At 68.3% G+C, this 19,879-nt stretch carries 15 protein-coding genes; 10 read left to right on the plus strand and 5 right to left on the minus strand.

Translation table 11 applies throughout. The features are described 5' to 3' along the window. Positions 1-18: 18 nt before the first annotated feature. The 3 genes from mobF (at position 19) to B9B60_RS11465 (ending at position 4,494) form a co-directional block, all read left to right on the plus strand. Complete coding sequence (gene mobF / locus B9B60_RS11455) at positions 19-3,555, plus strand: MobF family relaxase (RefSeq protein WP_084451581.1); 3,537 nt, start codon at positions 19-21, stop codon at positions 3,553-3,555. Between the two features lie 169 nt (positions 3,556-3,724). Then, positions 3,725-4,099, plus strand: coding sequence for a hypothetical protein (locus tag B9B60_RS11460; protein ID WP_075866889.1), 375 nt, complete (start codon positions 3,725-3,727; stop codon positions 4,097-4,099). Continuing rightward, a complete protein-coding gene (locus B9B60_RS11465) occupies positions 4,099-4,494 on the plus strand; it encodes a recombinase family protein (RefSeq protein WP_075866888.1) in 396 nt (131 codons plus the stop codon). Before B9B60_RS11460 ends, B9B60_RS11465 begins: the two co-directional genes overlap by 1 nt. On the opposite strand, the gene B9B60_RS11470 is transcribed toward B9B60_RS11465, so the two are convergent. Continuing rightward, a complete protein-coding gene (locus B9B60_RS11470) occupies positions 4,414-5,427 on the minus strand; it encodes a DNA-processing protein DprA (RefSeq protein ID WP_075866887.1) in 1,014 nt (337 codons plus the stop codon). The genes B9B60_RS11465 and B9B60_RS11470 overlap by 81 nt on opposite strands. Before the next feature lie 266 nt (positions 5,428-5,693). On the opposite strand from B9B60_RS11470, the gene B9B60_RS11475 reads away from it, so the two are divergent. Genes B9B60_RS11475 through B9B60_RS11490 form a run of 4 tightly spaced genes read left to right on the plus strand, consistent with a single transcriptional unit; the run spans position 5,694 to position 9,822 of the window. Continuing rightward, positions 5,694-6,491 (plus strand): hypothetical protein, encoded by a 798-nt coding sequence (locus B9B60_RS11475; RefSeq protein WP_084451538.1) that lies wholly within the window; start codon positions 5,694-5,696, stop codon positions 6,489-6,491. A gap of 2 nt (positions 6,492-6,493) precedes the next feature. Continuing rightward, positions 6,494-7,696, plus strand: coding sequence for an XRE family transcriptional regulator (locus B9B60_RS11480; protein WP_165357936.1), 1,203 nt, complete (start codon positions 6,494-6,496; stop codon positions 7,694-7,696). A gap of 12 nt (positions 7,697-7,708) precedes the next feature. Then, complete coding sequence (locus B9B60_RS17855) at positions 7,709-7,957, plus strand: DUF2188 domain-containing protein (protein WP_083669149.1); 249 nt, start codon at positions 7,709-7,711, stop codon at positions 7,955-7,957. Further along, complete coding sequence (locus tag B9B60_RS11490) at positions 7,951-9,822, plus strand: DEAD/DEAH box helicase (protein WP_075866886.1); 1,872 nt, start codon at positions 7,951-7,953, stop codon at positions 9,820-9,822. The genes B9B60_RS17855 and B9B60_RS11490 overlap by 7 nt, the downstream gene beginning before the upstream one ends. Positions 9,823-10,139: 317 nt before the next feature. On the opposite strand, the gene B9B60_RS11495 is transcribed toward B9B60_RS11490, so the two are convergent. Then, a complete protein-coding gene (locus B9B60_RS11495) occupies positions 10,140-10,388 on the minus strand; it encodes a helix-turn-helix domain-containing protein (protein ID WP_234993851.1) in 249 nt (82 codons plus the stop codon). A gap of 251 nt (positions 10,389-10,639) precedes the next feature. Here B9B60_RS11495 and B9B60_RS16935 point away from each other — a divergent pair, with 251 nt between their 5' ends. The 3 genes from B9B60_RS16935 to B9B60_RS11510 all read left to right on the plus strand — a co-directional run bounded on the left by B9B60_RS16935 (position 10,640) and on the right by B9B60_RS11510 (position 15,261). Next, positions 10,640-11,167, plus strand: a complete 528-nt coding sequence (locus B9B60_RS16935) for an SGNH hydrolase domain-containing protein (protein ID WP_143445549.1) — start codon at positions 10,640-10,642, stop codon at positions 11,165-11,167. Positions 11,168-11,428: 261 nt separating this feature from the next. Next, positions 11,429-13,063, plus strand: a complete 1,635-nt coding sequence (locus B9B60_RS17705; RefSeq protein WP_143445550.1) for a glycosyltransferase family 2 protein — start codon at positions 11,429-11,431, stop codon at positions 13,061-13,063. Between the two features lie 41 nt (positions 13,064-13,104). Then, a complete protein-coding gene (locus B9B60_RS11510) occupies positions 13,105-15,261 on the plus strand; it encodes a glycosyltransferase family 4 protein (RefSeq protein WP_084451547.1) in 2,157 nt (718 codons plus the stop codon). Between the two features lie 70 nt (positions 15,262-15,331). Here the strand turns inward: B9B60_RS11510 and B9B60_RS11515 are convergent, their stop codons facing one another. The 3 genes from B9B60_RS11515 to B9B60_RS11525 all read right to left on the minus strand — a co-directional run bounded on the left by B9B60_RS11515 (position 15,332) and on the right by B9B60_RS11525 (position 19,769). Then, positions 15,332-17,449: an acyltransferase family protein gene (locus tag B9B60_RS11515; RefSeq protein ID WP_084451550.1), complete on the minus strand. Its 2,118-nt coding sequence runs from the start codon at positions 17,447-17,449 to the stop codon at positions 15,332-15,334. Continuing rightward, on the minus strand, positions 17,446-18,546 hold the full coding sequence (gene wecB / locus B9B60_RS11520) for a non-hydrolyzing UDP-N-acetylglucosamine 2-epimerase (RefSeq protein WP_084451551.1): 1,101 nt from the start codon (positions 18,544-18,546) through the stop codon (positions 17,446-17,448). Before wecB ends, B9B60_RS11515 begins: the two co-directional genes overlap by 4 nt. 86 nt (positions 18,547-18,632) lie before the next feature. Next, complete coding sequence (locus B9B60_RS11525; protein WP_084451553.1) at positions 18,633-19,769, minus strand: hypothetical protein; 1,137 nt, start codon at positions 19,767-19,769, stop codon at positions 18,633-18,635. Between the last annotated feature and the right edge of the window lie 110 nt (positions 19,770-19,879).

A 19,879-nucleotide genomic window follows, 5' to 3' on the forward strand; every position in this document is an offset into this window, starting at 1 on the left:
GTCGGCGTGACGGTCTCGATGCGGGTGATGAGTGCGGGCGACGGGTATAGGTACCTGCTGCGCACGATCGCGGCTGCCGATGGTGACCGGAGCCTGTCGACCCCGTTGACGAGGTATTACACGGAGGAGGGAACTCCGCCGGGTCAATGGCTGGGGTCCGGGCTCGCTGGCCTGGGTGACGGGCAGCTCGCGACGGGTGATCAGGTCTCCGAGGCGCAGTTGCAGCTGCTGATCGGGATGGGCCGTGACCCGCTGACGGGAGACCCGTTGGGGCGGGCGTTCCCGGCCTATCGGCCGCTGGCTGAGCGGGTGAGGGCGCGAGTCGATGCGTTGCCAGAGGAGTGGGATTTCGGGACGCGGGATGCAGCGATCGCCGAGATCGAGACCGAGGAAGGCAGCCGCCGTGTCCGCCGGCCGGTGGCTGGGTTCGACTACACGTTCTCGGTGCCGAAGTCTGTCTCGGTTCTGTGGGGTATCTCTGATGCCGGTACGCAGGCGCTCATCGCCCAAGCCCACCACGAGGCGATCGGCGATGTGCTCGATCTGATGGAGCGCGAGGTCGCCGCGACCCGCACCGGCACGACCGCCGGAGACGGAGCGGTCGCCCAGGTCGACGTCAAGGGACTGCTGGCCACAGGGTTCGATCACTACGACAGCCGCGGCGGCGACCCGCAGCTCCATACGCATGTGGTCGTGTCGAACAAGGTCCAGACGGTGCTCGATGACCGATGGCGCTCGCTCGATGGCCGGCCGATGCACGCGGCTGTGGTCGCGCTATCCGAGCACTACAACGCGATCCTGGCCGACCGGCTCACCCGCAGTTTCGGGATCGAGTGGGAGGCCCGCGACCGGGGACGTGACCGGAACCCGGCATGGGAGATTGCCGGTGTGCCGGAGTCGTTGATCGAGGCGTTCTCGACCCGCTCACGCGACATCGACGCCGAGACCGACCGGCTCATCGAGGCGTTCGTCAGCGAGCACGGCCGCCGCCCCTCGGCCAGGACGATCGTCAAGCTCAGAGCACAGGCCACGCTGGCGACCCGGCCCGAGAAAGAGGTCCGCTCGCTGGCGGACCTCACCGCTGACTGGCGCACCCGCGCCACCGGCCTGCTGGGCACAGACGCGACCGAGTGGTCCCGCACGGTCACCGACAACCCGGCGGCGATGCTGCTACGGGCCGATGACATCCCGCTGGACACGGTGGCCGAGCTCGCAGGCGAGGTGGTGGCCACGGTGAGTGAGAAGCGGGCGACGTGGCGCCGGTGGAACCTACACGCCGAGGCGAGCAGGCAGACCATGGGCTGGCGGTTCGCCTCGCCCGAGGACCGCGAGGCGATCGTCGCGATGATCGCCGATGCCGCCGAGCAGGGATCGCTGCGCCTGACTCCGCCGGAGCTGGCGACCAGCCCGGTCGCCTTCCAACGTGACGACGGGTCCTCGGTGTTTCGTCCCCGACACTCCACCGTCTACTCCTCGACCCAGCTCCTCGAAGCCGAAGACCGGCTCCTTGCCCGCACCCGCGATCGGTCAGCGCCCACTGTGCCACTGGCGACGGTGGAGAAGACCATCGCCAAGCCCGACGCCTACGGTCGACGGCTCGGGCCGGATCAAGCGGCCGCGCTCGAACAGATCGCCGTGTCCGGGCGGATGCTCGATCTGCTGGTCGGCCCGGCCGGTGCGGGCAAGACCACCGCCATGTCGGCGCTGCGCCGAGCGTGGGAGGCCGAGCACGGCACCGGGTCGGTGATCGGGCTGGCGCCCTCGGCGGTCGCCGCGCAGGCCCTGGCCGATGACCTCGGCATCGCAACCGAGAACACCGCGAAGTGGTGGCAGAACCACCTGATGCACGGCACGACCTTCGATGCCGGGCAGCTGGTGATCATCGACGAGGCATCCCTGGCCGGCACCCTCTCACTGGACCGGCTCACCCACGTCGCCGAACGGGCCGGGGCGAAAGTGCTGCTGGTCGGCGACTACGCCCAACTCCAATCCGTGGATGCCGGCGGCGCCTACGGACTGCTCGTGCATGAGCGCGACGACGCTCCTGAGCTCGTCGACATCCACCGTTTCACTCACGAGTGGGAGAAGACCGCCTCACTGGACCTGCGCCACGGACGCACCGACGTCATCGACACCTATCTCGACCACGGCCGGGTCACCGGCGGCGACTCCGAGCCGATGATCGACGCGGCGTATGCGGCCTGGCGGGCCGACCGCGACCAAGGCCTCTCCTCGCTGCTGATCGCCGAGACCCGCGAGGATGTCATCAGTCTCAACGCTCGTGCCCGCGCCGACCTGATCCTGGACGGCACCATCAGTCCCAGCCGCGAGGTCACCCTCACCGATGGCACCAGCGCCGGGGTCGGTGACCTGATCATCACCCGCCGTAACGACCGCCGGCTACGCAACGGCAAGGACTGGGTCCGCAACGGAGCCAGGTGGAAGGTCACCGACGTGCGCGAGGACGGATCGGTCACCATCCGCCAGCCCGGTAAACGGGCCGGCGGCAGCATCGTGCTCCCAGCCTCCTATGTCGCCGAGCACGTCGACCTCGGCTACGCCGTCACCGCCCACCGCGCCCAGGGCCTGACCGTCGATACCGCCCATGTGCTGGTCGAGCCTGCTACCACGCGGGAGAACTTCTACGTCGCGATGACCCGCGGCGCTCAGTCCAACCAGGCCTATGTGATCCTCGACCGCGCCGACGACGACCACACCGAACCCCACCCCTCGGACAACCCCGACGCGAGCTCGCGCAGCGTGCTCTACGGGGTCGTGCAGCACTCCGGCGCCGAGCTGTCCGCCCACGAGACGATCACCGCCGAGCAGGACCATTGGGGCTCGATCGCGCAACTGGCAGCCGAATACGAAACCGTCGCTGCCGCCGCGCAGAAGGACCGCTGGGCCGCCCTCATCCGTGACAGCGGCCTCGATGACGAACAGGCCGACTCGGTGCTGGTCTCCGATGCCTTCGGTGCGCTGACCGCCGAGCTCCGGCGGGCCGAGGCCAACCACCACGACATCGACCGGCTGTTTCCGCGTCTGGTGGCTGCTCGCGGGTTCGACGATGCCGAGGACATCGCCAAGGTGCTGCACTACCGGCTCGCCCGCGCCACCGCCCAGACGGCCGGCTCGGCCCGCGCTCGCGTGGCCCCACGGCTGATCGCTGGTCTCATCGCCCGCGCCGATGGCCCGATGACCGATCAGATGCGCCAGGCTCTCGATGAACGCCACCGGCTCATCGAGCAGCGAGCATCAGCCGTCCTCGACACCGCCCTGACCGACAAGCAGCCCTGGACCCGGAAACTCGGCCCCACACCGGATGAGGAGAAGGCGGCGAGACGGTGGCGATCCAGTGCCCGCGTGGTCGCCGCCTACCGCGATCGCTACCAGATCACCGACACCAGCCCGCTTGGGCCACCGGCGCAGAACGACGCGCAGAAGGTCGATCGAGCCCGCGCCGAGACCGCGCTGCGCCGCCTCACAGCCAAGCCCGGCCGCCCCGAGCAGGACCGCGCTGTCGCCCAGCGGCAAGGCCGCGACCTCGGCCTATAGGCCAGCGAGTAGAGGTCACGGGCGTCTTCCGGTCCACGCCGTTCGGGCGTATCCTGGCAGCAGAGGCGGGTTTCATTTCGCTCACTCGGCCGTTCGCGGTCGGCCCTCACCGGGCCCTTTCTCAACGCACCGTCTCGTTCATCGAACGTGCGATTGAGAGGAGCCCATCATGTTCCGGCTGATAGCCGCAGCCAGCATCCGCATCCGGTTTTTCCTGCGTTGCTACATGCCCACCAACATCCTCGCCGACGCCATCCGTACCCGGCGCGGCCACAAGTGGGGACCGGCAGCAATGCTGCTGGCCGGCCCGTACTTCCTGCTCGCTGTCTGGTTCGTCCACCTCATCGACACCGGCGGCCCCGGCTGGCTGCATCTGCTCGTGCTGCTGGCGATCTGGAACGGGTTCAAGATGCTCTGGCTCGGCCCGCTGGGCATCGCCTGGCTGCTGCGTGCCCGCCTGGCCGAACGCGGCAACCGCAGGCAGCACGCCCCAGCACCCGAGCATGCTCAGACCTCCGATGCGGACCTGGCGGGGGTGGCCTGATGCGAGCGCTCATCTACACCTCCAACGCCAGCGTGAACCGCAAGCACCGCGAGTACCAGCAGGCCCTATGTCTCCGGCATGCCGGAGAGAAGGGATACACCGTCCTCGACATCGTCTACGACGTCGGAAGGGATCGGACGGAGATGGAACGGGTGCTCGACCGTGCCCGAGCTGGTGAGTTCGACGTGCTCGTCACTATCAACCTCGCCCGGCTGGGTCGCCATTACCCTGCCGTCCGGGCGCTCGTGGACGAGTTCGAGGCGGCGGGAATCACGCTGTATCTGTGCGATCAACCGGTGGCGTCGGCCAGCCAGCTACAGCTCATGGCCGTGATGGCCGCGTTCGATGCTTCCGCGAGCATGTCGAAACGAATCAGGGCCGGCAAGGCCGGCTGACTCCCTGTTCTGTGTAGGGGCACGGTCCAGTAGGGTGGTGACATCGCGTGCGTTCGTCACCGCCCGTGCTGTGCCATCACGCAGCAGCAGATTCGTGCCCGTGCTCGCCGCCGAGGTCACCGGGCCGGGCACCGCGCCGACAGGGCGGCCCAGGCGGCGTGCCTGCTCGGCCGTCACCAGCGAGCCCGAGCGGGCGCCGGCCTCCACGATCGTTGTGGAACCCGAGAGCGCCGCTTCGATCCGTGCCCGCGCCAGGAACCGGGTCCGCGAGGGCGGTGCTCCCAGGGGCGCTTCGCTGATGCGCAGGCCCACGTCACCGATGCGGTCGAGCATGTCGGCGTTGCCGCGAGGATAGAGCCGGTCGGCGCCGCCGGCCATCACAGCGATCGTGTGACCGCCCTCCGCGAGAGCCGCACGGTGCGCCGCAGCGTCGATCCCGTACGCCCCACCGGAGACCACGACCATCTCGTTACGTGCCAGCTCGGCGGCCACTTCGCTGGCGACCTGTTCGCCGTAGGCGGTCGAGGCTCGTGCCCCGGTGATCGTGGCCCGTTCACCGACGTGGGTTCCCAGCAGCGACTCCGCGCCCTTGGCCCACAGCACCAGCGGTGCCCGTTCGCCCAAGTCTTCCAGCGAGGTCGGATAGTTCGGATCGCCGGGGATCAGCGTGGTGTACCCGTGCCGCTCGGCGGCGACCATCGTGGCCTGCACGGTGCGGGCATCGACGTTCGGGTTCCGTTTCGCCCGCCACAGGTCCGCCTCGACTCTGTTCAGCGCCGGCGCCGGACCATCACCGGTCAACGCTCGCACGGCCTCTGCCGCGCCGACCTGCGAGACCACCCAACCCGTCAGTGGCTCACCAGGGTCCACCAGGGACGCCAGAACGACGCGCCCGTACCGTTCGTTGAACCCCAGCGCACTGAGCCCATCCATCACGCTCTCCTCTCATCGCTAGAGAGCAGGTAGGCCAGGACACCCCGCAACCCACACGCGGACCGACGTCGGCAACTGCGCCGAAACGCTACTCAGGAGGCTCTGCCCCACACTCTCGCCAGCGAGCGTCGACGGCGATAACGACGGGGCGGGTCCAGCCGCCACGCACGGGTTCGCAGGGCAGCGCGGTGCTAGTGCGGCCCGTCAGACACGCCTCTGGTTCAGTCTGGGGCCAAGCTTACTGCCTATGGGTGTAGACTCGTTACATGATCGATCGAGATGAGCTGATTGCGGAGCTGAACGACACTGGTGTACTCGGGGCGATCCGCTGGGCTTACCTCTCGGCGACCGAGCGCGTACTTACGGACTACTCCGCGGCGGCCGGCCATGATGCGACGTGGGTCGGCGTGAGCCGTTTCACGCTACTCCGGGACCGGCTTGACCGTGTCTTCTCCTGCGGAAACTATTCCGTACCTGAGAACATCGACGGCGAGCTGAGCCTAGATGTGCTTCATGCTGAGTTGTCCGATCGCGACATCGCGACGCTTCCCGACATCGATCCGACCTTGGTGTCACGGGCGAACTTGAGTGGTAGCCCTGGCTGGGCGCACGGTGGAGTCCGCTGGCTTCTCGCCTCCGCACCGTTCGGCAAGCTTGACGGGCTTTCGTGGCCCCAAAAGAGCCCGACCAAGCAGCGAGTCGCACAGCAACCCAGCACGTACGCCGATCAGCCCACGCTGTTTGACCACTTCACGGCAGACGAACAGGCTGGACTCGCCACTGCGGTGTCCGAACCCCAACTCGATCTGCGCACCCTCGTTGTAGCTCACTCACTGGAAGCTGACCATGGCAACCGCGAGTTGACGATCGGTCAGCCCCGCTTGAACGCCGGGGGCGGTTCGGCCTGGTATTGGCGCCACGACCTACTGCAGCTGCCGCCGGATGACGGTGGTCGACTCCGCCCGACTAAGCCTGCGCCGACAGGTCCTGAGGATGCACCTGACGCTCCCGTCCGTCTGCGCCGTCCCGCGGCCGAACACCACGATCTCCGGAAGGACGCCTGAGAGTGAGCGATACCGATCGCACGGCCTCGGCCGCCGTCTTCTTTGATGGCGCACGCCTAACCCTGGCACGTAATCTAGCCGGTCTTCGTAAGAGCCAGCTTGCATCATTAGTCAATAAGAGCCCGACCGCCGTATCCGCATGGGAAACTGGAGCCAAGCGCCCAACGGCGGCCACCGTGGCTCAGCTTGCGCTCGGCCTATCTGTAAACCCCGGATTCTTCGCTGCGCGACCGAACGACATCGCGAAAGTCAGCGCACTGCCGCATTTCCGCTCGCTGAGATCAACTAGCCAACTTGCACGAGATCAGGCATTCGCCTACGGACAGGTGGCTCTCGACATTTCCGAATCGATTGAGCGCCACGTCGAGTTCCCGGGGATAGATATTCCAAGCTCGCCAGTAAACACTGACGAACTTGACAATGATTCACCGGAAGAGGCGGCCCGAGAGCTGAGAAGCGCATGGGGTATGGACGCTGGCTCCGTTGGACACCTTGTTCGCGCCCTAGAAAATCACGGGGTGCTCGTTGTTTTCAGTCCTGAGCAAGCTGCTTCAGTTGACGCATATTCCTTCGACAGCAGGCTGCGGCCGGTCGTGGTGTTGAACCCCGTTAAGCGAGACTACTATCGGCAGCGCTTCGATGTCGCCCACGAACTTGGACACCTCGTCATGCACGCAGACGCCGAACCAGGCGGCCGCATTGTCGAGGAACAGGCACACCGCTTCGCATCAGAACTCCTCATGCCAGCTGCGGAGATTGCAGACGAACTACCGTCGGCGATGAACCGGGCTGCGTGGGTAGCCCTCGGTAAACTTAAAGAGCACTGGGGCGTGAGCATCCAGGCCCTTCTCTTCAGGGCACGTCGACTTGGTCGACTGAACGATGTTTCCTACCGCAACGCGATGATGACGCTGTCGTCACGAGGATGGCGACGCAGTGAGCCCGGCCTCATCACGACAATAGAGCACCCCTCCCTTCTGCCACGCTCTATCGAGCTCCTCAGACAAGAGGGCGTTGTCGAACACGATCTCGTCGAACAGTGCCGTGTGCCGACCGAGCTCTTCCGAACGGTGACGGCAAGGACTCCGCTTCCATCCGAGGAAGCCTTGGACTCTCAAACGGCGCAGAAAACGAGCGACGGGCGCAAGGTCGTCTCACTACTACCACGATTGAACCAGGCGAGCCCTCAAGCTCGTGATCAGTAAGGGAGAACCCAAATGGGCAAGCCGAACAAGCGCCTCGTGCAGGCTCGTGACGACGGAAAGTGGGAGGTGCGCAAACCTGGTGCCAAGCGGGCAAGTGCTATCACCCCTACGCAATCCGATGGGATCAAACGCGGCCGCGAGATTCTCAGTGGTGATGGGGTGGCGAGCTCCAAGTCCGGTCGCGGCGAGGGACGATCCGTGAGCAAGACACTATCGCTCCAGGTAACGATCCTCGGTCTTCTAAGGGATAAGAGATGCTGACCAATACCGAAATAGCAGCCCTTTTCCAGGAGACGCCGGCTGCAATCAGAGGCAACCAATCGCTCCGTGAACCTCAGCAAGAAGGTTGGACCTCTGCGATGGAGTTCTTCAACGGAGGAGGTCAACGTGCTATCGAGCAAATTCCTGTGGGATGCGGAAAGACTGGGCTGATCTCGGTCTTACCATTTGGGATTGCGAGGGGCCGGGTGCTTGTCATAGCGCCCAACCTGACGATCCGCGATCAGATCGCAGAGGCCGTCAACGTCTCCAGCTCGGACAACTTCTACCGCAGAGCAGGTGTGCTGGCCGACATGAGCGCCGGCCCTTTCCGTGCGGTTCTGGACGCCGATGCCAACCTCAGCGATTGCGACGACGCACACATCGTGGTCACCAATATTCACCAGCTAGCTGAACGTGCAGATCGATGGCTACCTCATTTCTCCGAAGATTATTTCGACCTGATCATCGTCGACGAGGGGCATCACAATGCTGCGCCAAGTTGGCAGAACGTCTTTGCGAGATTCCCGTCGGCACGCGTTCTCAGCCTTACCGCTACACCGTTCCGCGCTGATGAACAGCCCGTCGAGGGTGAGCCGATCTACCAGTACACTTTTCGAGATGCGATGCAGTGCGGCTATATCAAGGAGATGACGTCGTCGAACGTTGCGCCGAGCGAGTTGTACTTCACGTATCGTGGCGATGAATACCAGCACACCCTCTCGGAAGTTATGGAGATGCGTGAGAACGACTGGTACTCCAAGGGTGTTGCCCTTGCACCACAGAGCAACATCTCTATCGTTGACCATTCGATACAGTGGCTTCGCCATCTCCAAGAAGGTGGCCTACCGCATCAACTGATTGCTGTCGCCTGCTCGGTCGACCACGCCAGACAGATTCGTGGCCTCTACCAGGAGCGAGGCATCAATACACGAGAAATTCATAGTGGACAAAACGCAGATGAACGCGAAGAAGTCCTCCGGGAACTGCGAAACGGCACCCTTGATGCGATCGTCCAAGTTCAAATGCTCGGTGAGGGATTCGATCACCCGCGCTTGTCTGTTGCGGCAGTGTTCCGTCCTTTCCGTTCGCTTAGTCCATATATTCAGTTCGTCGGGCGTGCAATGAGAGTAAACGTGCAGAACGCTCCAGGGCATGCGGACAACCAAGGAGTCATCGTCTCACATGTCGGGTTGAACATTGATCGGTTCTGGGATGACTTCAAGTCAATTGACCGCGGTGATCAAGAGCTGATTCACGACTGGCTCGAATCTGATGAGATAGTACCCGGTGGCGACAGCGACTCTACGGGGCGCCGTCGTCGCCTTGCTCACGACATGGACGTCACTCAAGAGATCATTGATCGGTTTCTCGCAGACCCCTACTTGGACCCGGCTGACGACACGCTGATCGACAACGCAATGAACGTCCTCCGTGAACAAGGTCTAGACCTTGAGAGCTTGGGCCTCGACCGAAGCGAGCTTCAACGACGCCTTGGGCAGGCGCGTCACCGTCCCGTTCCAGACACTCCGGAGCGCATCCCAGTCCAGCCTCAGGCACACCGCCAGATGTTGCGTCGGCGACTCAATGAGCAAACTCGGTCGGCGGCCAATCGCATCTGTGATGCGCTCGGACAGCGTGCCGCAGGACGCCGCATCGCACTCCTTGGAGGAACCGGCGCACAGAATAATTTGGCCGCGGTGATTGTACTCATGAATCGTGCGGTGAACACTGAATTGGGGATCGAAAACAACGAGCGTCGCGATCAGAACACTCAGGCGCTTGAGCGAGCAATCTCCATGCTGGATGACATCGCCGATGTCGTTCAAAACGAGCTTGAAGGGAAGCTCGCTGATGCCAGCGACTAGATCAGTGTTGTTGAAGTTGTCCGTGAGGACTGCTGAGCGGCTATCGCGATGTTCTCGAAACAAGAACCACGAAATCATGAAGGGCAATACGAGATTCGTCGTGAAGGAGCCGGGCCCAGGAACGCCGGAGAAGGGGTACTGTGCTGAATGTGGAGCGGCGATGCTGCGGAAGGCAGCTGCTGACGTTGCTGTTCTTCAGGAAGAGTTGCGATCGCTTGAACCAAATGATTAGAACTGGCAGCGTGCCAACGTTATTGCCAGTTCTGAAGCTCAAGATCATCCTCATAGATGAGCGACACCGAGCGGATCCTTAAGCTTCACATGGCACGCCGCCCACGAGGGCGGATGGTTCCGCCGCAGGCGACCACCGCGGCACGCACAGCCTCATCACCGACACCGAGCCGAGCGGCGACCTCGACGAGCGTCATCCCATCCGTATAGAGGCGAGTCGCCTCCTGCGCGTCTCGCTCCGAGAGCGAACGTCGACGCGGGCTGATCTTGGCCTTCGCGGCTATCTCGCGCACCGTTGAACGATGCACACCGAACCGTTCCGCCAGCAGCCTCACCGGGACACCCGAGGCATAGCCATCGAGCAGTTCAGCGCGAGTCGAGGCGTTCAAACGGGTTTGACTCTGCGTCGAATTTTCCGTGACCGGGCCCCGCTCATCTATGATCGGACCACGCACTCGCGCCGGTCTCGACGGCCTCGACCCCCTAAGAACGCGGTGAATCAGCGTCCGCAGAGGCTTGCGGGGGTTTGAGAAGCACCCAGCCAGGTCCACCGGAGCTTCGTCTCGAAGGGCGCCAGCGCACAGCGGTGGCGCCCTTCGACGTTTTCGGCCGCGGCCAACGAGTGCCCCCGACGTCATCACCGCCACCGCCGCGCCGACGCCCTCGGGCGACGGACTGCGACCGGCCCCAGAGGAGGCCTTCGACGACCGCCCGGACGCCTACGACCGGGGCTGCCACACGGAGCCTCGTCAGCCGGTGGGACGAGCTCGCCGACGCCGGGATCCCCGTCGCGGCCCTCACCGACACCCCCACCGTCGACCGGGGCGGCAACGCCCCCGAGTGCGTCGCGAAGCACCGCGACGACACCGACGCCTGCATCCTCGACTCGGCCGAGGGCATGGGGACACCGGCGATGCGCGCCGCGGCCGAGCGCGCCCGGGCCGCCACCCTCGTCGACCTCACCGACGCCGTGTGCCCCGGCGGTACCTGCCGACCGGTCTTCGGCAACGTCCTCGTGCAGCGCGACGGGTCGCACCTCACCGACACCTTCGTGCGGGCCGCGGCACCTGCGCTCGAGGCACCGCTGCGCGACCTCGTCACCGGTTCGCGCTGACCACGCCGGGCCGTCGCGCCCTTCGTCGACCGGTACGGTGACGTGGAAGACTGACCGCTCGTGAGCCGATCGACGACAGCTGCCATCCCCCTCCGCGTGCGGCGGGCGGCACGTGCCGCACTGGCCGAGCTCCGCCCGGCCGCGTCACCGCAGACACCGACGGAGCCGGCCGCCGCACCAAAGCCCCGACCGAGCGCGCCGACGGCGACCGAGCCGGAGCCCGCCAGCGAGCCCGCGACCACCGCGACCACCGCGACCACCGTGACCGCGCCGCACTCCCCCGTGCCGACCCTCGCGCTCACCGTCGCCGTCGCCGCCAGCCCACGCCTGGCCGACCTGCTGGCTCCCGAGTGGGACCAGCGCCTCGTCGAGCGCCGTAGCCACGCCGAGGCGCTCGAGGGCGCCGACCTGCTCCTCCTCGAGGGCCTCGAGGGCTCCGTCCCCGGCTGGGGTGACGGCAGCGCCCTCACCGACCTGCTCACCGCGGCGAAGGGGGCCGGCGTCCCGTCGGTCCTGTGGGTCACCGACGACACCGCCCCCGGCCCGTGGGTCGCGGACGTCGACGTCGTCGGCACCTCCACGACGGCCGCCCGCGAGGCCTTGGCCGCCACCGGCGGCGAGGTCCACGACTGGGCCCCCGCAGCCCAGCCGCGCGCCCTCGGCCCGGCCCGTGGGGACGCGACGACCCGCCGCCGCTCGGGCGCCCTCGTCGTCGTCGACGGTCTGTCCCGACTGGGTGACGACTCCTCCCTTCGTCTCGTGGCGGACGCCCTCACGCCGATGCAGCGCTCGGCCACGCACCTCACCCGCCGACCCGGCAAGTCCTCCGTCGTCACCCTTCCACCGGCCCTCGCCGAGCGCGCCGGCGACGACCGCCCGCTCGGCGACGCCCGGGTGCTGCTCGACCTGTCGGCCACCACCCCGGCCGCCGCGTGGACCACCGTCGCCGCCGCCGCGGCGCAGACCCCCGTCGTCGGCACCACCACGCACGCCGACCTGCCCGCCGAGGTCGACGCGCTCGTCCCCCGCGTCGAGGACGCCAAGTCGCTGCGGAGCGAGCTCGTCGCCCGGGTCAACCAAGAGGAGCTGGTCGCCCGCGAGGGGCTGCGCCTGCAGCGCGCCGTCCTCGCCGGGCACACCTTCGCCCACCGCGCCCGCGCCCTCGCGGGCGCCGCCGGGCTCGACGTGCCCGCCATCGCCCCCGCGACGATCTCCGCGGTGGTGCCGACCAACCGCACCCACGAGCTCGACAACGTCTTCGCCAACCTCGGCCGTCAGGACCACCCGGCGACCGAGCTCGTCCTCGTGCTGCACGGCCTCGACACCGACGACGCCGAGCTGCGCCGCCGGGCCACCGAGGCGGGCGTGCGCGACCTGCAGATCGTCCACGCCGACGGCTCGCTCACCCTCGGCGCGTGCATGAACCTCGGCGTCGACGCCGCCGGCGGGCAGTACATCGCCAAGATGGACGACGACAACATCTACGGACCGCGCTACCTGTCGGACCTGCTCGCCGCCTTCGCCTACACCGACGCCGGGATCGTCGGGAAGTGGGCGCACTACGTGTGGCTGCGCTCCACCGGCGCCGTCGTCCTGCGCTACCCCGACTCCGAGCACCGCTACGAGCGGCGCATCCAGGGCGGCTCGATGCTCTTCGCCGGTGACGTCGCCCGCGAGGTGCGCTTCAGCGACATCCCGCGCGCCGTCGACTCCGACATCCTCGACCGCTCGATGGAGCAGGGCGTGCGCGTCTACTCCGGCGACCGCTACAACTACGTGTCGGTGCGCGGCGACGACCGGCACTCGCACACCTGGACGGTCACCGACTCGACCTTCCTCACCGCGACCGGGCGCCTGCTCTTCTACGGTGACCCGACGACCCACGTGAGCCTCTGACCCGCGGCGACCCCGCGCCCCGACGACGACAAGGACCCCCATTGGCCCCCATCGACAAAAAAGCTGCGAAGTCCCAGGGCAAGCGCGCCGCCCGCGCGGTCGTGCGCCGGGTGCGTCTCGAACCGCTGGCGACCCTGCCCAACCAGGGTGGCTCCGTCGGCAAGCGGGCGATCTTCGCCCAGGCCCGGTTGCTCGTGCTGTCGGGGCGGCAGTTCGAGCAGGGGCTGCGCCTGCTGGCCAGGGTCCCCGAGTCGGCCCTCGGCGCCACCGGCCACGGCCTGCGCGCCTGGTCGCACCTGTCCCTCGGCCAGCTCGACGAAGCCGTCGAGGAGGCCTGGGCGGCCGTGCGCCTGGAGCCCGACGCCGAGGCGATCGGCCTGTCGATGGCCGTGGCCCAGCGGGCCAACCACAAGGACCTCATCACCCGGGTCAACGAGCTCGCGGCGACGACGACCCCGCGCACGACCAAGGACGCCGAGCGGCTCCTCGGGTGGTACACCTCCCAGGACGTCGACCAGGCCGAGGCCTTCCTCGCCAATGTCGACAGGTGGAAGGTCAGCCACTCCTCGCACTCGCTGGAGCTGATCCGCACCGAGACCGCGATCCGTGCCGCGGGCGAGCCCGACGACCAGCGGGCCACGGCCCTCGAGGTCGGGCGCAGCGGCAAGGCCGGCTTCCGCTCGGCCACCCGCGCCCTGGGCAACCTCAAGGGCTGGGACGAGCTGCGCGAGCTCTACCGCGAGCACGACCTCGAGACCATCGCCGTCGTGCCCAACAAGACCTCGCTCTCGCTGGCCCAGCGGGCCGCCCGCGCCGGCTGGCTGGACACCGCCCAGGTCATCACCGGGCGGCTCATCGAGCTCGGCCACAAGAAGTCGCGCGCCACCCACGACCAGGTCTCCGACCAGATCCACATCGGCCGCACCGGCTGGCCCGTCGACGAGGCCCACGAGCGCTCCTACGAGCCCCGCCCGCGCGCCGTCCTGTCGGTCCTCGCCCAGTCGCTGCCGCACCGCTCCGGCGGCTACGCCACCCGCAGCCACGGCATCCTCACCGGGCTGCAGGGCCTTGGCTGGGACATGCTCGCCGCAACCCGTCTGGGCTTCCCCTACGACTTCTGGGGCCAGGGCGACACCCGCGAGGTCGAGCCCTTCGACGTCGTCGACACGATGACCTACCGCCGCCTGCTCGAGCCGGGCGAGCGCGAGTACCGGACCACCCCGATGGCCGGCTACATCGAGCGCTTCGCCGAGCGCCTCGAGGAGGTCGCCCGCGAGCACCGCGCCGGCCTGATCCACGCGAGCAGCTTCCAGAACAACGGCCTCGCCGGGCTGCGTGCCGCCCGCCGGCTCGGCATCCCCTTCGTCTACGAGATGCGCGGTCTCGAGGACCTGATGAAGATCTCGCGCAACCCCGAGTTCGGTCGCACCGACGCCTACCGCTACATGACCGGCCTCGAGCTGCACATCGTGCAGCAGGCCGACCTCACCTTCGTCATCACCGAGGCGCTGCGCGAGGAGATGATCCGTCGTGGCGGCCCCGCCGACCGGATCGCCGTGCTGCCCAATGGCGTGCACACCGCGCAGTTCGAGCCCCGTGAGCCCGACCAGGAGCTGCTCGACGAGCTCGGCCTGCGCGACAAGACGGTCATCGGCTACGCCGGCGGGCTCGTCGACTACGAGGGCCTTGACCTGCTGCTGCTCGCCGCCGCAGAGCTGAAGAAGACCCGCGACGACTTCGCCGTGATCATCGTCGGCGACGGGCACTTCGAGGGGCAGCTGCACCGTATGGCCCGCGAGCTCGACGTCCTCGACGTCGTCACCTTCACCGGGCGCGTCCCGCACGAGCAGGTCGCCCGCTATCTGTCGATCTTCCAGATCACCCCCTTCCCGCGTCTGCCGCTGCCGGTGTGCGAGCTGATCAGCCCGATCAAGCCCTTCGAGTCGATGGCGATGGGCAAGGCCTGCATCTCCAGCTCGGTCGCGGCCCTCACCGAGATCGTCAAGCCCGACGAGCGCGGCCTGGTCTTCGCCAAGGGCGACGCCCAGGACTTCGCCCGGCAGATCGCGCGCTACCTCGACGACCCGGCGCTGCGTGAGCGGATGGGCCGGCAGGCCCGCGAGTGGGTCCTCGCCGAGCGCGACTGGAGCGATGTCACCAAGATCGCCGACGAGGCCTACCACCGCCTCCTCGGCTGACCGCCCGTGCCCATGACGAAGGGGGGCGCTCACCTCGCGGTGAGCGCCCCCCTTCGCCGTGCTGGTGCTGCTAGGGGATGTCGTCGACGGAGACCTCGCTCGAGTTCTTCGCCGTGAGGTCCTCCGCAGCCAGGGCCCGGTAGAGCATCGGGGTGAGCGTGCGGATGTAGGTCGCCGTCACGTGGCTGCCCTGGCGGTAGACGAGCGAGTCGCCGATGACCGGCGGGCAGGTCTCGCCCGGCGGGCAGATCCACTGGTTGAGGTCGACGAAGGGGGTGTCCGTCGCCTCGGCGGCGGCCTCCAGCGGCTTGGAGCCGCGGCCCTTGCGGCCATTGCCCTCCGCGGGGAAGTCGCACGCCGAGTAGTCCTCGGGGTTGTCCTCCACGCAGGTGTAGACCTGCCCCTGCGGGCGGGGGCTGTCGGCGAGGACGACGACCTCGGTGCCCTTGGAACGCAGCTCCTTGATCGCCTCGGTCATGCCGGCGCGCAGCTCGGGCGAGCTGCCCGCGCCCTGGGAGACCAGAGCGATGTCGGGAGCGCCCTCGACGTCGAAGTGCGCGTTGGCGTTCTTGCCGAACTCCTCGCAGTCGTCCTTGGCGCCGTCATAGGTGAAGGCGCAGGCCGACTTGAGGTAGAGCTCGAGGCGCCACCCCTCGTCCTTGGCGATGGCCTCGACCGCGGGGAACCACTGCCCCATCTTGGAGTCACCGAGCATGGCGATCGTCTGGTCGCCGTCGGTCTCGCCGTAGACGCAGGTCGTGTCGACCTCGGTGTCGCCGGGCTGGACCTGGCAGTCGTCGTCGTAGTAGCGCGGGACGTCCTCGGGGGCGACGGCCGGGTCCGGGGTGGTCGTGCCCGATGTCGCCACGACGTCGCCGAGGTCCTCGCGCACCTTCCACGCGTCGCTGTCGGGGTCGGCCACGAGCGCGGTGGCGCCCCGGACCTGGGCGTCCTCGTCGAGCTTGGGCACGGTCGCCCAGACCGCACCGCCGACGAGGGCGGTGACGAGCATGGACGCGCCGCCGAAGAGCAGACCGCGGGAGGCCTTGGCGCTCAGCCCGGGGTGGAAGCGCACCGGGTCCTCGACGAGGTGCTTGGTGATCCAGGCCAGGACGATCGAGAGCAGGCCGATGAGCACGAGGTGGCGGATGCGCACCTCAGGCCAGGTCTGCTTGGCGATGGTGATGAGCGGCCAGTGCCACAGGTAGATCGCATAGGAGATGCCGCCGATCCACACCATGGGCTTCAGGCTCAGCAGACGCGCGGTGACCGTGCTCTGCGAGGCGCAGCCGGCGGCGATGATCAGGGCCGCACCGACGGTCGGGGCGAGCGCCCACGAGCCGGGCCACGGCGTCTTGCCGGTGAGGAAGAAGGCCGACCACAGCACGAGCAGCAGGCCCACGCCGGCGAGGACCTCGGCGGCGATGCGCGGCAGCGCGGTGAGCCGCAGCACGAGGAAGGCGAGGAGTGCACCGATCGCCAGCTCCCACACGCGGGTCGTCGTGTAGAAGTAGGCCGTCGCCGGGTCGCTCTTGGTGTGCACGACCGAGTAGGCGAGCGAGGCCGCGGCGATGACCGCGAGCACGCCGAAGAGCAGCGGCTTGGGCCGCAGCCGGGTGCGCCGGGCGACGAAGAGCCCGAGGATGATGATCAGCGGCCAGACGACGTAGAACTGCTCCTCGACCGACAGCGACCAGTAGTGCTGCAGGGCCGAGGGGGCGGCGTCCTCCGCCAGGTAGTCGACCGACCTGATGGCCAGCGCCCAGTTGATGACGTAGAAGGTCGCGGCGATGACGTCGGTGCCGAGGTTGAGCCGGTCTGGCCCGGGCAGCAGCGCCCACCCGAGGACTGCGGTCACGATGAGCACGAGCGAGGCCGCGGGCAGCAGGCGCCGGGCCCGCCGGGCGTAGAAGTCGGCGATCGAGATGCCGCCGGTCTTGACGCTCTCGCGCAGCAGCAGCGAGGTGATGAGGAAGCCCGAGATGACGAAGAAGATGTCGACGCCGACGAAACCGCCGGGCATGAAGGGGATGCCGACGTGATAGATCAGGACGGTGCCGACGGCGACCGCCCGCAGACCCTCGATGTCGCCACGGAGGTTCTTCTTCCCCTTCGCCCCGTGGTGCGCCTCCGCCGCGGCCTCCGTGGCCTCGGCCGTGGCCGCGGTGTCCCCTGGTCCTGCGGTCACGCCTCGCCTCGTCGGGCGGCGGACACGGACGCCGCGAGCACCTTGGCGATGCGCTCACCCGCGTGGCCGTCCCACAGCGGCGGGGTGTCCCACTCGCTGAGGGGACCGACCGCGAGGACCTCGCGGACCCGCTCGGCGAGGATCTCGCGGGTGACGAGCTGGTTGGTGCCGTGCGTGATGGTCACGGGGCGCTCGGTGTTGGGACGCAGCGTGAGGCAGGGGACGCCGAGGATCGTCGTCTCCTCCTGGACACCGCCGGAGTCGGTGACGACCGCGGCAGCACCGCGGACGAGGCCCATGAACTCGATGTAGCCGAGCGGGTCGATGACGCGCATGCCCGGGTGGTCGAGGAAGCCGGCCTCCTCGAGGCGGGCGCGACCGCGCGGGTGCAGCGGGATGACGACCTGCGCCTGGTCGGCGACGGCGTGCATCGCGGCGACGAGCGCCTTGACGTCCTGCGGGTCGTCGACATTGCCCGGGCGGTGCAGCGTGGCGACGATGTAGTCGCCCTCGATGCCGACCTCCTGACGCACGGCGTCGGCGTCGAAGCGGGGCTTGTTCTTGAGCAGGGTGTCGATCATCGGGTTGCCGACGAAGTGGATCTTGTCGGGGTCGGTGCCCTCGTTGCCCAGGTGGCCGATCGCGTCGGTGCTCGTCGTGAGGAGCAGGTCCGAGAGCTTGTCGGTGACGAGGCGGTTGATCTCCTCGGGCATCGTCATGTCGAAGGAGCGCAGGCCGGCCTCGACGTGGGCGAAGGTGATGCCGAGCTTGCTCGCCACGAGGGCAGCGGCCACGGTGGAGTTGACGTCGCCGTAGACGACGACGAGGTCGGGGCGGCGCTCGGTGAAGAGCTCCTCGAGGGCGATCATCACCTTGGCCGTCTGGGCGCCGTGCGCGCCGGAACCGACACCGAGATTGACGTCGGGCTTGGGGATGCCCAGCTGGCGGAAGAAAACGTCCGACATCTTGTCGTCGTAGTGCTGGCCGGTGTGCACGAGCAGCTGCTCGACGTCGTATCCGGCCAGGGCCTCGAGGACCGGGGCGGCCTTGGGGAAGTTGGGACGCGCACCGGTGACGTGCACAACAAGGGGAGCCATGTCAGCCCTTCGCTCTCGGGTGGGACGTACAGCCAGTCAGTGTGTCACGGGCGCCCGGGGCCCTCTGCCGCCACACGCCGGACCGCTCAGGTGCCGAAGTCGGGGTGCCGCAGCAGTCCGAGCCACTGCTCGCGGGCATTGGCGAGGAAGTGCCCGGCGTCGGCCGACCACGTGTGGCCGTCGCCGGCGTGCCGCACGTAGACGTAGCCGATGTCGTGCGGGCGGTAGATCATCGCGCCGGCGGCGGTCGCCGCCCGCATGAGCGCGCTGTCGACGGCGCGGGGGACGTCGGCCCAGCCACCGAGGTCGCGCAGCTCGTCGGCGCCGACGAGGATCGTGCCGCCGGCCACCCGGTGGACCGCCGACTCGGGGGTCCCGATGACCCGGCGCACGGTCGTGTCGAGGGACTCGACGTGCACGACGGTGCTGCTCTTGCCGACGACCGGCGCCCCTGACACGTGGCGGGCGATCGCCAGGTCGAGCAGGTGGTCGGGGCCGTAGTGGTCGTCGTCGTCCATCTTGGTGAGCAGCTGCCCGTCGGCGGCGTCGGCCGCGAGCTGCAGGGCGTGGCCGAGGCTGCGGTCGCCCGGTGCGGCGACGACCGTGACCCCGATGTCGCCGAGGTCGGGCACGGGCAGGGCATCGGGGTCGCCGCCGTGGACGGCGACGACGACCTCGTGCGGGGGCAGGGTCTGCGCCCGGATCATCGCCGTGATCGCGCCGAGCAGCTGCGGGCGGCGGGTCGCGAGCAGGACGGAGATCGTCGGGGTCAGCTCGTGGTGCACCAACGGCGCGAGGACCTGGCGCCGCTGCCGCACCGCCGCGACGTCGAAGGCGAGGTCGCCGGGCCGCCCGTGGGCCGCGCCCGGCACGACCGCGTGCACCCGGCGGGCCACGACGGCGGGCAGGTCGCCGACGACGAAGGTGCCGCGGGCGACGGCGCGGGTGACGAAGTCGGCGAGCGCCGCGGTCGTCCCGGCGTCGGGTGCCGGCCCCGAGGGCTCGGCCTCGACGGACAGGGCGTGGACGTGGTCGAGCCGGGAGAGCCCGTCGACAAGTCCGCCGGCCTGCGCCCACGCACCGCGAAGGGGGCGACGCCACGGGCTGGTGAGGGTCCAGCCGGCGCCGGTCAGGTCGAGGTGGGCGCGCCGGTCGCCGTCGGGGCCGGGAACCCGGCCGACGGGGGTGTCCCCGGCCGCCGGTGTCGTCGCGCGCGTGGTCATGGACCCCACGCTAGCTGTACTGACCCGCCAGGTTGGGTACGCGGTGTGCGGGTGAGGCGCCTTTGAGTGCGGTGTGGCCGCGGTCGTGATTGTAGGTGTGGAGGAAGTCG

It is taken from the genome of Janibacter indicus (genome assembly GCF_900176385.1).
GTDB lineage: Bacteria > Actinomycetota > Actinomycetes > Actinomycetales > Dermatophilaceae > Janibacter > Janibacter indicus.

Excerpts from the sequence above, each read along its gene's own strand:
- mobF (WP_084451581.1), top strand. The coding sequence starts at position 19 with ATGCGGGTGATGAGTGCGGGCGACGGGTATAGGTACCTGCTGCGCACG.
- B9B60_RS11460 (WP_075866889.1), top strand. The coding sequence starts at position 3,725 with ATGTTCCGGCTGATAGCCGCAGCCAGCATCCGCATCCGGTTTTTCCTG.
- B9B60_RS11465 (WP_075866888.1), top strand. The coding sequence starts at position 4,099 with ATGCGAGCGCTCATCTACACCTCCAACGCCAGCGTGAACCGCAAGCAC.
- B9B60_RS11470 (WP_075866887.1), bottom strand. The coding sequence starts at position 5,427 with ATGGATGGGCTCAGTGCGCTGGGGTTCAACGAACGGTACGGGCGCGTC.
- B9B60_RS11475 (WP_084451538.1), top strand. The coding sequence starts at position 5,694 with ATGATCGATCGAGATGAGCTGATTGCGGAGCTGAACGACACTGGTGTA.
- B9B60_RS17855 (WP_083669149.1), top strand. The coding sequence starts at position 7,709 with ATGGGCAAGCCGAACAAGCGCCTCGTGCAGGCTCGTGACGACGGAAAG.
- B9B60_RS11490 (WP_075866886.1), top strand. The coding sequence starts at position 7,951 with ATGCTGACCAATACCGAAATAGCAGCCCTTTTCCAGGAGACGCCGGCT.
- wecB (WP_084451551.1), bottom strand. The coding sequence starts at position 18,546 with ATGGCTCCCCTTGTTGTGCACGTCACCGGTGCGCGTCCCAACTTCCCC.
- B9B60_RS11525 (WP_084451553.1), bottom strand. The coding sequence starts at position 19,769 with ATGACCACGCGCGCGACGACACCGGCGGCCGGGGACACCCCCGTCGGC.